This window comes from Hyphomicrobium sp. MC8b (assembly GCF_905067615.1).
GTDB lineage: Bacteria > Pseudomonadota > Alphaproteobacteria > Rhizobiales > Hyphomicrobiaceae > Hyphomicrobium_B.
Window position 1 is genome coordinate 353,375 of the sequence record NZ_LR898465.1, and the last position, 12,146, is coordinate 365,520.

General features: G+C 60.3%; 13 protein-coding genes. 6 read left to right on the plus strand and 7 right to left on the minus strand.

Annotated features, from left to right (window positions below; all coding sequences use genetic code 11):
- Positions 1-87 precede the first annotated feature (87 nt).
- Together ACLB1Z_RS01765 and ACLB1Z_RS01770 are read left to right on the plus strand one after the other, a co-directional pair.
- On the plus strand, positions 88-621 hold the full coding sequence (locus ACLB1Z_RS01765; RefSeq protein ID WP_409561772.1) for an RNA pyrophosphohydrolase: 534 nt from the start codon (positions 88-90) through the stop codon (positions 619-621).
- Between the two features lie 163 nt (positions 622-784).
- The gene (locus tag ACLB1Z_RS01770; RefSeq protein WP_409561773.1) at positions 785-1,315 is read left to right on the plus strand and encodes an RNA pyrophosphohydrolase; all 531 of its coding nucleotides are present in this window, start codon (positions 785-787) and stop codon (positions 1,313-1,315) included.
- A gap of 51 nt (positions 1,316-1,366) precedes the next feature.
- Here ACLB1Z_RS01770 and ACLB1Z_RS01775 read toward each other — a convergent pair whose 3' ends face one another.
- The 4 genes from ACLB1Z_RS01775 to ACLB1Z_RS01790 form a co-directional block, all read right to left on the minus strand.
- On the minus strand, positions 1,367-1,513 hold the full coding sequence (locus tag ACLB1Z_RS01775; protein WP_409561774.1) for a DUF2474 domain-containing protein: 147 nt from the start codon (positions 1,511-1,513) through the stop codon (positions 1,367-1,369).
- Positions 1,513-2,520, minus strand: a complete 1,008-nt coding sequence (cydB, locus tag ACLB1Z_RS01780; protein WP_409563325.1) for a cytochrome d ubiquinol oxidase subunit II — start codon at positions 2,518-2,520, stop codon at positions 1,513-1,515. The genes ACLB1Z_RS01775 and cydB overlap by 1 nt, the downstream gene beginning before the upstream one ends.
- A gap of 19 nt (positions 2,521-2,539) precedes the next feature.
- Positions 2,540-3,967 (minus strand): cytochrome ubiquinol oxidase subunit I, encoded by a 1,428-nt coding sequence (locus ACLB1Z_RS01785; protein ID WP_409561775.1) that lies wholly within the window; start codon positions 3,965-3,967, stop codon positions 2,540-2,542.
- Between the two features lie 317 nt (positions 3,968-4,284).
- Positions 4,285-4,566 (minus strand): hypothetical protein, encoded by a 282-nt coding sequence (locus ACLB1Z_RS01790; protein WP_409561776.1) that lies wholly within the window; start codon positions 4,564-4,566, stop codon positions 4,285-4,287.
- Positions 4,567-5,089: 523 nt separating this feature from the next.
- On the opposite strand from ACLB1Z_RS01790, the gene ACLB1Z_RS01795 reads away from it, so the two are divergent.
- The 3 genes from ACLB1Z_RS01795 (at position 5,090) to ACLB1Z_RS01805 (ending at position 7,299) form a co-directional block, all read left to right on the plus strand.
- Positions 5,090-5,383 carry a hypothetical protein gene (locus ACLB1Z_RS01795; protein WP_409561777.1) on the plus strand — a complete coding sequence of 98 codons (294 nt, stop codon included), beginning with the start codon at positions 5,090-5,092 and terminating at the stop codon, positions 5,381-5,383.
- 148 nt (positions 5,384-5,531) lie between these two features.
- Positions 5,532-5,702, plus strand: coding sequence for a hypothetical protein (locus ACLB1Z_RS01800; RefSeq protein WP_409561778.1), 171 nt, complete (start codon positions 5,532-5,534; stop codon positions 5,700-5,702).
- 280 nt (positions 5,703-5,982) lie between these two features.
- A complete protein-coding gene (locus tag ACLB1Z_RS01805) occupies positions 5,983-7,299 on the plus strand; it encodes an MFS transporter (protein ID WP_409561779.1) in 1,317 nt (438 codons plus the stop codon).
- A gap of 84 nt (positions 7,300-7,383) precedes the next feature.
- On the opposite strand, the gene ACLB1Z_RS01810 is transcribed toward ACLB1Z_RS01805, so the two are convergent.
- Positions 7,384-8,904, minus strand: a complete 1,521-nt coding sequence (locus ACLB1Z_RS01810; protein ID WP_409561780.1) for an acyl--CoA ligase — start codon at positions 8,902-8,904, stop codon at positions 7,384-7,386.
- Positions 8,905-8,947: 43 nt separating this feature from the next.
- Entirely contained in the window at positions 8,948-9,952 is a 1,005-nt protein-coding gene (locus ACLB1Z_RS01815) for a ketopantoate reductase family protein (RefSeq protein WP_409561781.1), read from the minus strand.
- A gap of 160 nt (positions 9,953-10,112) precedes the next feature.
- On the opposite strand from ACLB1Z_RS01815, the gene oxlT reads away from it, so the two are divergent.
- Positions 10,113-11,387, plus strand: coding sequence for an oxalate/formate MFS antiporter (oxlT, locus tag ACLB1Z_RS01820; protein ID WP_409561782.1), 1,275 nt, complete (start codon positions 10,113-10,115; stop codon positions 11,385-11,387).
- A 77-nt stretch (positions 11,388-11,464) separates the two neighbouring features.
- On the opposite strand, the gene ACLB1Z_RS01825 is transcribed toward oxlT, so the two are convergent.
- A complete protein-coding gene (locus ACLB1Z_RS01825; RefSeq protein ID WP_409561783.1) occupies positions 11,465-12,124 on the minus strand; it encodes a rhomboid family intramembrane serine protease in 660 nt (219 codons plus the stop codon).
- Between the last annotated feature and the right edge of the window lie 22 nt (positions 12,125-12,146).

Here is a 12,146-nt window from a genome sequence, read left to right on the forward strand (position 1 = left end):
CGTCTGAACTCAAGGCATTCAAAGGGCGCTGGAAACGGCGCCCTTTGTGTTATGGAGCGGCCGGAACAAGGGACGAGGCAATCGCACATGAGTAAGTCAGGGAAACCGCATATCAATCCCGAGGATCTGCCTTATCGGCCGTGCGTGGGGCAGATGGTCATCAACGCCGAAGGGCTGGTTTGGGTAGGCCGTCGCGCCGACATTCCGGGCGATGCGGAAGGGCGCGGGACCTGGTGGCAGATGCCGCAGGGCGGCATCGATGCTGGCGAAGAGCCCGCCAAAGCAGCGAGGCGCGAACTGTTTGAGGAAACGGCGATGGTTTCCGTCGAACAAATCGGGGAGCTATCGCGCTGGGTCACTTACGACTTGCCGCCTGAATTGATCGGCGTCGCCTGGGGCGGTCGCTATCGCGGGCAGAAGCAGATGTGGTTTGCCTATCGCTTCCTGGGAACGGACAGCGAAATCAACATCACGCCCGGCGAAGGGCTGGAACCTGAGTTCGTGGAATGGCGTTGGACTAGCGCGCATGACCTTCTCGACCTTATCGTTCCATTCAAGCGCGCGGTCTATCGCGAGGTTCTGATGGAGTTCGCGCCGTTAGCGCGCCCGACGCGTGGCTAGCGTCGCCCTAACGCTGCATTTTTGCTTCAGATTCTGATTAAAAAAGCGACTTGTCCTCGCTTCCTGTTTATATGACAGTCTAATGTCATACGGCTGCTACGTTTTTCTGCAGAATCAGGATGCGCTATCAATCAACTCACAAATGCGAGGGTTGCAACCAGGAATGACAGTGTTGCCGACACCAGCCAGCTTGTCTCCGAATGCTCTGCCTTTCCGGACCGGCGTCGGCATCATGCTCATCAATCGCGACGGTCTCGTCTGGGTTGGCCGGCGGCGTCCGAAGTGGGCCGGCGACGGCCAAGCGCATATCTGGCAGATGCCGCAGGGCGGAATCGAGAAGTTCGAAGCGCCGCGGATCGCCGCGTTGAGGGAGCTTCGCGAAGAAACTGGCGTGACGCATGTCGAGATGCTGGCCGAGCATCCGGAATGGCTGTCGTATGAACTGCCGCCTCACCTTCTCGGCGTGGCGCTGAAGGGCCGTTATCGCGGCCAGCGGCAGAAATGGTTTGCGATGCGCTTCCTCGGTGAGGACAGCGATATCGACATTGCGGCGAAGGCGGAAACCAAAGCTGAGTTCGATATGTGGCGCTGGGCGCCGATGGAAACCCTTCCCGAACTGATCGTGCCGTTCAAGCGCGGGATTTACGAGCGGGTTACGACCGACTTCGCCTATCTGGCGCATCCTGCGACTTAGCCGTCTGCGGAAGACTAAAGTTTCGCGGGCTTGTGGGTCCAGACGGACAGTTCAGACGGTCAGGCCAGCTTGCGTCATGAGAAGGCGCATCAGGCCGGCGAACGCGCCGAGCGCCAGCACGCTCAACGTCCAAATCAGCACGAGCCAGCCGACGCGACGCGCCAAGGATGGGGGCTTCGTTTCGGCGTTGCCCGGCATCAGTGATACCCCTCTCCCGCTTTCACCTTGCCACGGAACACGTGGTAGGCCCACGCGGTGTAGAAGAGAATGAACGGGATCGTGAACAACGCGCCGACGAGCGTGAAGCCTAAGCTTTGCGGCGGCGAGGCTGCGTCCCAGATCGAGATCGACGGCGGCACGATGTTCGGCCACAGGCTGATGACGAGCCCGCTGTAGCCCAGAAAAACGAGACCCAACGCGAGCAGGAACGGCATTGCGTGCGTGTCGCGTGCGATGGCCCACAGCAACGCCACTGCCGCGATGACAACGAGGATCGGCACCGGCGAGAAAAACACGATGTTGGGGAAGGAGAACCAACGCGTGGCAATCTCAGGGTGGCTCAGCGGCGTCCATAAGCTGACGATGGCGATGGTCGCGAGCAAGGCCAAGACGATCGGCTTTGCCAGTTCGCGCATGCGTTCGAGCAAAGCGCCCTCGGTCTTCAGGATCAGCCACGTCGCGCCAAGCAGCGCGTAGGCGACGATCAAGCCCAGTCCGGAAAAAATTGCGAAGGGCGTCAGCCAGTCAAAGGCACCGCCCGAATAGACGTGATTTTCGACCTGGAAGCCGTTGATGAACGAGCCAAGCACGACGCCTTGCGAGAATGTGGCCATGTACGATCCGCCGGCGAACGCCTTATCCCAGACCGGTTTGTGTGCCTCGTCGGCTTTGAAGCGGAATTCGAATGCGACGCCGCGCAGGATCAGTCCGAGCAGCATGGCGATGATCGGCAAATACATGGCAGAGAGAACGATGGAATAGGCGATCGGGAAGGCCGCAAGAAGACCGGCGCCGCCAAGCACTAGCCACGTCTCGTTGCCGTCCCAGACCGGCGCGACGGTATTCACCATCGTATCGCGGTCGGTGCGGTCTTTGACGAAGGGAAAGAGAATGCCGATCCCGAGGTCGAAGCCGTCCATGATGACGTACATCATCAAGCCGAAGCCGATGATCACGGCCCAGAGAAGCGGGAGGTCGATACCGATATCCATGGTTCGCGTCTCCTCAAATGGCCGGATTGTCGATTTTGTCTTCGACCGCAGAGAGCGGGCGCGCAGGACGCAGGTGCGGATCTTTGTCCGCATCGGGTTGTGGTCCGCCGCTTTCGTCGGGGCCTTGATCGACGACCTTCAGCATGTAGCCGACGCCTGTGCCGAACACCGCGAAATAGACAACGACGAAAGCGCAGAGCGTGATCGACAGCGCAAGGACCGAATGGTTTGAGACGGCGTCGGCGGTCCGCAATTGCCCATAGACGACCCAGGGCTGGCGGCCGATCTCCGTCGTCAGCCAACCGGCGAGAATGGCAATCAGCCCCGCCGGACCCATCAGCAACGCGAAGCGGAGGAGGTAGTCCGACGAATAGAGCCGTTCCTTCCAGCGCAGCCACAGGCTCCAGAAGCCGAGTGCCACCATGAGCAAGCCGAGCCCGACCATGATGCGGAACGTCCAGAAGATAATCGTGGAGTTCGGACGATCTTGCGGCGGGAATTCCTTAAGGCCTGGAATGTGGCCCGTGAGACTGTGCGTCAGCACGAGCGAGCCGAGTTCGGGAATTTCAAGCGCATAGCGCGTCGTCTCGGCCTTCATGTCGGGCCAGCCGAAAAGAATGAGCGGGACGCTTTGACCCGGCTCGTTTTGCCAGTGGCCTTCGATGGCCGCGATCTTGGCGGGCTGGTATTTCAGTGTGTTCAGGCCGTGCTGATCGCCGACGAGAATCTGGATCGGCGCAAGAATCAGGATCAGCCACATCGCCATCGAGAACATGGTGCGGATCGCGGGCGATGAACGGCCCTTAAGCAGGTGCCACGCGGCGGAAGCGCCGACGAACAAGCCAACGGCCAGCTCGGATGCAACAACCATATGCGCGAGGCGATAAGGGAACGACGGATTGAAAATAACTTTCAGCCAATCGACGGGAACGACGCGGCCGTCGATGACCTCGAAGCCTGCGGGCGTCTGCATCCAGCTATTGGACGCCAGAATCCAAGCGGCCGACAGCAGCGTTCCGAGCGACACCATGATCGTCGCGAAGAAGTGGAGGCCGGGACCGACCTTATTCCAGCCGAACAGCATGACACCAAGAAAGCCGGCTTCGAGGAAAAAGGCCGTCAGAACTTCGTACGTCAGAAGCGGGCCGGTGACGCCGCCTGCGAAAGCCGTGAAGCCGCTCCAGTTGGTGCCGAACTGGTAGGCCATGACGAGGCCGGAGACGACGCCCATGCCGAAGTTGATAGCGAAGACCTTCGACCAGAAATGATAGAGATCGCGGTAGGTCGCATCCTTCGTTAGCAGCCACATCCCTTCGAGGACGACGAGATACGTTCCGAGGCCAATGGTGATGGCGGGAAAGATAATGTGGAAGGAGACGGTGAACCCAAACTGGATGCGGGCGAGCTCAAACGCACTCAAAGCGGATACGGTCGTTATCATTTGCGCCTCGGCATCTCGTCGTGACACGACCCCGCATTCGACGCGATGCCGAACCGATCGCCTTGCCTATGTTGAGCCATTCGTCGCCGAATAGAAAGAACGGATGCGACGGTGACTTAATACGGGTTCTTCAGCAACGGTCTGACGGGCGCATATGTCTGGAGGACAAGCGCCATAAGCGATGACGAGCAGTCCGCTGTGGACTGTCAATTAGAAAAGCCGATGCGTGTTGCGAAGTAGACAAGACGCCCAACCGCGTATGCCGGACGCGTTTATCGTGCCAATCGGAAATCGAGGAGTGCCAATTGGCAATCCGCCTAACGGCGATTGCTCCGCATGCGGGTATTGCCGGTGACGGGATTTCCGAACCGGCCATAGCTCGCAGCGGGGTTGTTATAATTCTGCAGTCGCTGCGGATACATCGATGTCGGCGCGCCGACATTTCCGGATGTCCCGTAGCTGCTGCCATTATTGCTGCTCGATGGGGTTCGAATGATCGATTCAGTTCCACCCGTCGGCGCCGGACTGACGCTTTGCTGCGCGTGAGCCTGGACGGCGCTTCCCAGAACCAGGGCTGCCGCCAATATTCCCGTTCTCATTGTGACGCTCCTACCGTTTAGCCACGAGACCGCGTCTATCCCGCCTGAGACATAGCCTGCCTGAGACATAGGGTGCCGGGGGCCGGCTGCAAGCAGCCGTCCGGCCGACACGGGTGCGTTGGGCCTTCTTGGATACAACCCTTAGCGGACCAAAAAGATCGTCCAGGTCGCTATTGCAACCAGAATAGCGCACAGGACCGTCAGCATGACGGGTGAGTTGGCTGGAGGCCGGCCGCGGTTGTCGGAAGGATCGGGAGTTGCCATTGGGCGGATCAAATTCGAAATAGATTTAAGGCGAGAATGAAAGAAACTTTAGCCGATTTTTCAGCGATACGATTGCAGAACCTTATTCGCTGGTTCACGAACGGTAAATTGCGCAAAATCAAAGAGTACATGATCGTTCGTCATCCAAAATAACGTATGAAAGTGACCGATCCGTTGGGGAATTTGGGTGAAAAGTTGGGGTAACACGTTTATTTTTGGCGCAGGGCGAAAGGGGCCGCAAAAGGCCAAGGAGCATAAGATGCAGCGTTATCGCAAACTTCGCCGCGGTTGCCTGCTGCTGACGGTTGGCGCATCGGCAATCCCGGGGATCGGGAGCCTCGCGTTTGCCGATTCCGTTCCGGAAAGCATTCGCATTCAGGAAAAGGCCGAGAAGGCCTATGAGTCCGCCCCCGTCGTTCCGATCGAACGGGGCAACGCGCACCACCGCGATTTGAAGGATGGCGGCGAAGGCGGCGATGGTGGCGCGGGCGGATATGAGGCGCTTCCTCCGCCAGAACCGCAGGCTCCTAAGCACAACAATACGAACAAGTAGAGCGCGGGGACGCTGGGCCTCGCTTCACGGCTGCTGATGCAACATCGGGGCGGTGCGGTGTGCCCAATGCATAAAATTCCGGCCATCTGGGGAACCCTGGTTTAACGGCGCGAGGGCTATGCTCAAATCCGAAATTTTCGGAGGGGTCATGTCATTCGCAGATGCTTACAACAAGCGCCGTCGCATCCTGATCGAGATCACACCCTCGTTAGGGGCTCGCTTGCGTCTGTGGATTCACAAGCTGCGGCATCCGCGCCATCGCTGGTTCGCGGGTCGCGGCACTGGCGCGACCAAGCCCGCATCCGGTTCGCAGTCTTGAGCGTTCAATCCTGACGGCCTCTCGGGGGTAGGGATGCGCTCGACCGGCCTCCGCTCCCCTCTAAAACACACGTTATAGCGTCCTCAGGCGCCCGAAGTGGCTTGGCAAAACCCCGAGGATCAAGGCAAAAGCTTTGAAAAGCCGTTTTCTGCGTCATTGGCACATTGGACAATTTGCCTAATGCCCTCGCGCGGGAACCCGGGACAGAAGCTACGTTGAGTGGCTCGCGAATATTTTTGCGCGCAGAGCCAGAGCATGGTTCAAGGAGCATGAGCGGCCGATGAGTGGAGCCACAGCCACGTTCGAGCGGAACACAGCATCTGCGGATGGTGGGCACGGCGATGTCAGCCCGGGCGAAATCGCCATTGGCGTCATCATTGGCCGAACTTCGGAATTTTTCGACTTTTTCGTTTATGCCATCGCATCGGTCATCGTTTTTCCGAAGCTTATCTTTCCGCATCTCGATGCCCTGACCGGAACGCTCTATTCGTTCGCGATCTTCGCGCTGGCGTTCATTGCCCGTCCGGTCGGTACGGTCATGTTCATGGCTCTCGACCGCAACTACGGGCGCGCGGTGAAGCTGACGATCACGCTGTTCCTGCTCGGAACCTGTACGGTCGCGATTGCCTTTTTGCCAGGTTATGAACAGATCGGTCTGGCGTCTGCCGTTCTGCTGGCGATCTTCCGCATCGGCCAGGGCTTGGCGCTCGGCGGCGAATGGGATGGTCTGCCGTCGCTGCTGGCGATGAACGCGCCGGAGAATCGTCGCGGCTGGTACGCCATGATCCCGCAGCTTGGCGCGCCGCTCGGCCTGATGGTCGCGGCCGCGCTGTTCGCTTACTTCGCAGCCAACCTGTCGAGCGAAGATTTCCTGGATTGGGGCTGGCGCTACCCGTTCTTCGTTGCCTTCGCGATCAACGTCGTGGCGCTGTTTGCGCGTCTGCGCATGGTCGATACACCGGAATACATCGAGCACTTCGAGCAGCAGGAGCTTGAGCCGATGCCGATCGGCGAGACGCTGCAGAAGGAAGGCCGCCATGTTATCATCGGCGCCTTTGCGCCGCTGGCGAGCTTCGCGCTGTTTCACATGGTGACGGTGTTCCCGCTGTCGTGGGTATTCCTCTTTACGACCCAGAGCCCGTCGCGCTTCCTCATCATCGAGATCATCGGCGCCATCGTCGGTCTGTTCGCGATCGTGGCGTCAGGGTTCGTTGCGGACCGGGTCGGCCGTCGCAACCTGCTCTCGGCCACGGCGGCGGTAATCGCGGTGTTCAGCGGTTTCGCTCCGCAGCTCCTCAACGGCGGTGACGTCGGCGAGATCGTGTTCATGGTGCTGGGCTTCACGCTGCTCGGTCTGTCGTTCGGACAGGCGTCGGGCGCCGTCGCCTCGAACTTCGCCAAGATCTACCGCTATACCGGCTCGGCGTTGACGACCGACTTGGCGTGGCTGGTCGGCGCTGGGTTCGCGCCGTTCGTTGCGCTTTGGCTGTCGAGCCACTTCGGCCTGATGGCGGCAGGCGGCTATCTGCTCTCCGGTGCGGTCTGCACGCTGATGGCGCTCGCGATGAGCCGCCAGCTCGAGTCGGGCGATCGCTAAGCGCCTGCCGCTTCAGCTTCGGACAATAAAAAACGCCCGGTGATGCCGGGCGTTTTTCTTTATCTTCATCGGCCTAGCGCGGCATCAGGCGAGGCCAAGCTTCTGGGCCAGGCCGATACGCTGCAGCTTGCCTGTCGCCCCCTTCGGGATCTCCGGCAGCAGCAGGATCTTGCGTGGCACCTTGTAGTGGGCGAGGTGCTCGTTCGCGAAGTCGCGAAGCTCGCGCTCGGTCGCTTCCTGGCCTTCGCGCAGCACGACGGCGGCGGCGACATCTTCGCCGAGCTTGTCGTGCGGGACCGCAAACGTCACGACCTGCAAAACGGCGGGATGATCCATCAGGACTTCATCGACTTCGCGCGGGGAGACCTTCTCGCCGCCGCGATTGATGATCTCCTTCAGACGGCCGGTGATCGTGATGTAGCCGTCGGCGTCGATGGTGCCCTGGTCGCCGGTGCGGAACCAGCCGTTGGTGAAGGCTTCGCGGTTGGCCTTGGCGTTGTTTTCGTAACCGCTCGTGACGTTGTCGCCGCGAATGACGATTTCGCCGACTTCGCCGGGCTGCAAGAGATTGCCTTCGGTATCCATGATGGCGACCTCGGGTCCGGCGGCCAGGCCGACCGTGCCGGGCTTGCGGGCGGTGCCGATGGGGTTCGACGCCATCTGATGCGAGGCTTCCGTCATGCCGTAGGCTTCGACGACGGGGGCACCGAAGGTCGCTTCGAGTTCGCTCAGGACCTGCGGCGGGAGCGACGATGACGAGGAGCGGATGAAGCGCAGCTTGTGGCGCGCGATCGTCTCGGCGTTGTGGCTGGCGCGCGAGAGGATTGCCTGATGCATGGTCGGGACGCCGGTATACCAGGTCGGCGCCGCCTCTTCCATGGCGTGGAAGAACTTCAGCGCATTGAAGCCCGGCGTGCAGAAGATCGAGCCACCTCGCGACAGCGGGGCCAGCACGCCCGCAATCAGACCGTGGATGTGAAACAGCGGCATGATGTTCAAGGCGCGGTCACCGGCCGAAAGCTGCAATGCGGTGGCGATATTGCCAGCGGAGGCCGCAACGTTCTTATGGCTGAGAGGCACGATCTTCGGACGCGACGTCGTGCCCGACGTATGCAAGATCAATGCGGTGTCGTCGCTCTGCGCCGGGCCACTCTGAGCTGGTTTCTCGGCAGGCGTTTCAGCCGACAGCGTGAATGCGCCGGCGCCGCTCGCAGGATCGGGCTTCAGCGTGATGAGCATGATGCCGCGCTCTTTCGCAACGGCGACTGCGGGTGAAGTGCTGCCTTCCTCGACGATGAGCGCCTTGGTGTTGATGTCCGACATGTAGAAGTCGAACTCGTCGTGACGGTAGGAGGGATTGAGCGGCGCGGCCGTCGCGGCCGATGCCGTTGCAACGAAGGATGTCGCCATCTCGGGGCCGTTCGGCAGCACGATCGCAACGCGGTCGCCGCGGCCGATGCCAAGTGCATTCAGGCTGTCGATGGTTCGCGTCACAAGGTCGCGAAAGCCGGCGTAGGTCAGCGCTTCGATGCCGGACGCCCGGATGGCCGGCGCTCGGCCGTCTCCGGCATTCAGAAGCTCATGCAGTGTCGTGGGTATTGCCATCGTCGTTCTCATATCTCCGGTGCCTGTGCCGTCGGCGGCGTTGTCAGGCCTTTTCAACTCTCAATCGTCCGCCTTCGCGCGATAAGGTCGCGGAAAGCAATTTCACGCAGGCATAGATCGTTTCGATCTGTGGCGTCGGAACGTTTGCGACCTGACCGAGCTCGATCACCGAGCCGATCAGTGCGTCGGCTTCGATGCCGCGACCGGCTTCGATGTCCTGCAGCATCGACGTCTTGTGTGGCCCGACGGCTTCGGCGCCTGCAATGCGTTTTTCGAGCGGGATGCGGAAACGAATGCCGAGTGCTTCGCCGACGGCTTGGGCTTCCCTCATCATGCGGGCAGCGGCATCGCGGGTCGGTTGATATTTGCAGATATCTTCCAGCGTCGCATGCGTCAGTGCGCTGATTGGATTGAAGCTCAGATTGCCCCAGAGTTTCGTCCAGATCTCGGCGCGAATGTCGGAGACGACCGGGGCTTTGAAACCGGCTTTCTGCAACGCCTCCGAAACGCGCGTGACGCGCTCGGTTTTGGAATTATCGATTTCGGCAATCGAGAACCGGTTACCTTCGATATGCTTAATTACTCCCGGCTCGGCGATTTCGGCTGCGGGATATACCACACTGCCAAGAACACGATCAGCAGGCAGATTATCTGCGACCACGCCGCCGGGATCGACGCTTTCCAGGCGATGGTTTTCGTGCGGCCCGCTGACGCGCATGAAGTACCACCACGGAATGCCGTTCTGGGCAGTGAGCACGGCCGTGTCGCGACCATACATCGCGGGAAGATCGCGCACGACGGCTGCGACCTGATGTGCCTTCATCCCGAGGACAACAAGATCCTGTTCGGAAACGTCCGCGATCTTATCGGTCGCAGCAACGCGAGAAACGCTCTCGCTACCGTCCTCTTCGATCAGTTTGAGGCCATTGGCGCGGATCGCCCCAAGGTGCGGGCCGCGGGCGATCACCGTTACGTCTTCGCCCGATTGCGCAAGCCGCGCGGCAAGCAAGCCACCGATTCCGCCTGCGCCGACGACGCAAATTTTCATCGAACTTCGTCCCTCGATTTCTGTGTGGCGGTGCAGCAAAAAACTTTGTTGGCGCTTAGCTTTAATGCTGCACTTGTCGAACGTGATTTTTCACGTTTTATGTTTCGGCGCTTTTAGTGCGAAATGAAAAAGAATTACAAGCCCGAGGGGACTGCCAAGGATGACTATTCAAACGGAGTCGCGCGCTCCGGCTTCTGGCATTGCGACATCAACCACCGGACGGTGGGTGCAGCTCGCGCTGGGGGTGCTGTGCATGACGATGATCGCCAACCTGCAATATGGTTGGACGCTCTTCGTCAATCCGCTTCACGCCAAGTTCGGTTGGGAGATGGCGGCGATCCAGTGGGCGTTCACCATTTTCATTCTCACCGAGACGTGGCTCATTCCCTTCGAAGGCTATCTTGAAGATCGTCTCGGGCCGCGGCCGCTCGTCCTGGTTGGCGGCATCATGATCGGTCTGTCGTGGCTTTTGAACTCGCAGGCGGACTCGCTGGCGATGCTCTATGTCGCGCAGGCCATCGGGGGTATCGGCGCAGGCTGTGTTTACGGCACGTGCGTCGGCAATGCGCTCAAGTGGTTTCCGGATCGTCGCGGCTTGGCGGCCGGTGTGACGGCAGCCGGCTTCGGCATGGGCTCGGCACTGACGATTATTCCAATCTCGATCGTGATCGCATCGCAGGGATACGAAGCGGCGTTTCTTTATTTCGGGCTGCTGCAGGGCATCGTCATCATTCTCGTGTCGTTCCTATTGCGGTCGCCGTCAAAAGACCAGTTCGGTGCGCGCGTCGAGCTGCTTTCGGCCAAGCGGTCGTTCGCGCCGACTGAGATGCTGAAGACGCCGGTCTTCTGGATCATGTATTTGATGTTCGTGATGATGGCGGCGGGCGGGCTGATGGCGACGGCGCAGCTTGCGCCCATCGCGAAGGACTTCAAGGTTGCGGATGTTCCGGTGTCACTCGTCGGCATTACGCTTCCCGCGCTCACGTTCGCGCTGTCGCTCGACCGCATTCTCAACGGCATTACGCGTCCGTTCTTCGGCTGGGTGTCGGACAAGATCGGCCGCGAAACGACAATGTTCATCGCGTTCGGCATTGAGGGCGTCGGCCTGCTGGCGCTGGCGCGCATGGGACACGATCCGATCCTGTTCGTGGTGCTGACAGGGCTGGTGTTCTTTGCGTGGGGTGAGATCTACAGCCTTTTCCCGGCAACGTGCGGCGACACCTTCGGCTCGAAGTTCGCAACGACGAATGCGGGCCTGCTCTATACTGCCAAGGGCACCGCGTCGCTGCTCGTGCCGTTTTCCAGTCTGCTGACGCAGGCGACGGGCAATTGGCATGCCGTGTTCTATACGGCGGCCGGCATGAACATTCTCGCGGCAATTCTCGCGCTCGCCGTTCTACGCCCGATGCGTCAGCGGATGGCGCGGAGCATCTAACAGCTCGCTTTTGGGTACAGTTTTTAGGAGGGTCGGAACTCTGTTCCGGCCCTTTTTTGCTTTTTTAGGGGTGGTGCTCAGGCGGTTCTCGGCGGGCCGCCGCGGCCCCTGAAGAGCAGCGCAATCGCGAGACCGGCAACGAAGCCGCCGACATGCGCCATGTAAGCGACGCCGCCAGCGTCGGCGGTTTCGTCGGTATGGGCAATGGAGCCGACGCCGCTGAAGAGCTGAAGCACGAACCAGAAGCCGATCACGATCAGCGCCGGCATCGACATGACGGCCCGCGCGACAAGCACATCGACGCGAGCCTGCGGGAATAGAAGCAGGTAAGCGCCAAGCACACCGGCTATTGCGCCTGAAGCGCCGACGTTGGGAATGTTCGAGTGCGGATTGAAATAGAATTGAGCGAATGTCGCTGCGATACCGGCGATCAGGTAGAACGCCAGATACTTCACATGTCCGAAGTTTTCTTCGACGTTGTCGCCGAAGATGTAGAGATAGAGCATGTTGCCGAACAGGTGCATCCAGCCGCCGTGCATGAACATCGCGGTGAAGATGGTCGGCCAGTTCGACGCGGGATCTTCGGCGAAGCGGCTCGGGATGAACGACCAGTGCTCAATGAACTCGTTGCCGCCGTTCAGCTCGATCAGGAAGAAAAGCACGTTGACGACGATAAGCGCCGTCGTAACGATGGGCGAAATGCGGACCTGCGAGTCATCGTCCCCGATTGGAAACATCGCACCTTCCCCCTCTCAATGC

Excerpts from the sequence above, each read along its gene's own strand:
- ACLB1Z_RS01765 (WP_409561772.1), top strand. The coding sequence starts at position 88 with ATGAGTAAGTCAGGGAAACCGCATATCAATCCCGAGGATCTGCCTTAT.
- ACLB1Z_RS01770 (WP_409561773.1), top strand. The coding sequence starts at position 785 with ATGACAGTGTTGCCGACACCAGCCAGCTTGTCTCCGAATGCTCTGCCT.
- ACLB1Z_RS01775 (WP_409561774.1), bottom strand. The coding sequence starts at position 1,513 with ATGCCGGGCAACGCCGAAACGAAGCCCCCATCCTTGGCGCGTCGCGTC.
- ACLB1Z_RS01785 (WP_409561775.1), bottom strand. The coding sequence starts at position 3,967 with ATGATAACGACCGTATCCGCTTTGAGTGCGTTTGAGCTCGCCCGCATC.
- ACLB1Z_RS01790 (WP_409561776.1), bottom strand. The coding sequence starts at position 4,566 with ATGAGAACGGGAATATTGGCGGCAGCCCTGGTTCTGGGAAGCGCCGTC.
- ACLB1Z_RS01795 (WP_409561777.1), top strand. The coding sequence starts at position 5,090 with ATGCAGCGTTATCGCAAACTTCGCCGCGGTTGCCTGCTGCTGACGGTT.
- ACLB1Z_RS01800 (WP_409561778.1), top strand. The coding sequence starts at position 5,532 with ATGTCATTCGCAGATGCTTACAACAAGCGCCGTCGCATCCTGATCGAG.
- ACLB1Z_RS01805 (WP_409561779.1), top strand. The coding sequence starts at position 5,983 with ATGAGTGGAGCCACAGCCACGTTCGAGCGGAACACAGCATCTGCGGAT.
- ACLB1Z_RS01810 (WP_409561780.1), bottom strand. The coding sequence starts at position 8,904 with ATGGCAATACCCACGACACTGCATGAGCTTCTGAATGCCGGAGACGGC.
- ACLB1Z_RS01815 (WP_409561781.1), bottom strand. The coding sequence starts at position 9,952 with ATGAAAATTTGCGTCGTCGGCGCAGGCGGAATCGGTGGCTTGCTTGCC.
- oxlT (WP_409561782.1), top strand. The coding sequence starts at position 10,113 with ATGACTATTCAAACGGAGTCGCGCGCTCCGGCTTCTGGCATTGCGACA.
- ACLB1Z_RS01825 (WP_409561783.1), bottom strand. The coding sequence starts at position 12,124 with ATGTTTCCAATCGGGGACGATGACTCGCAGGTCCGCATTTCGCCCATC.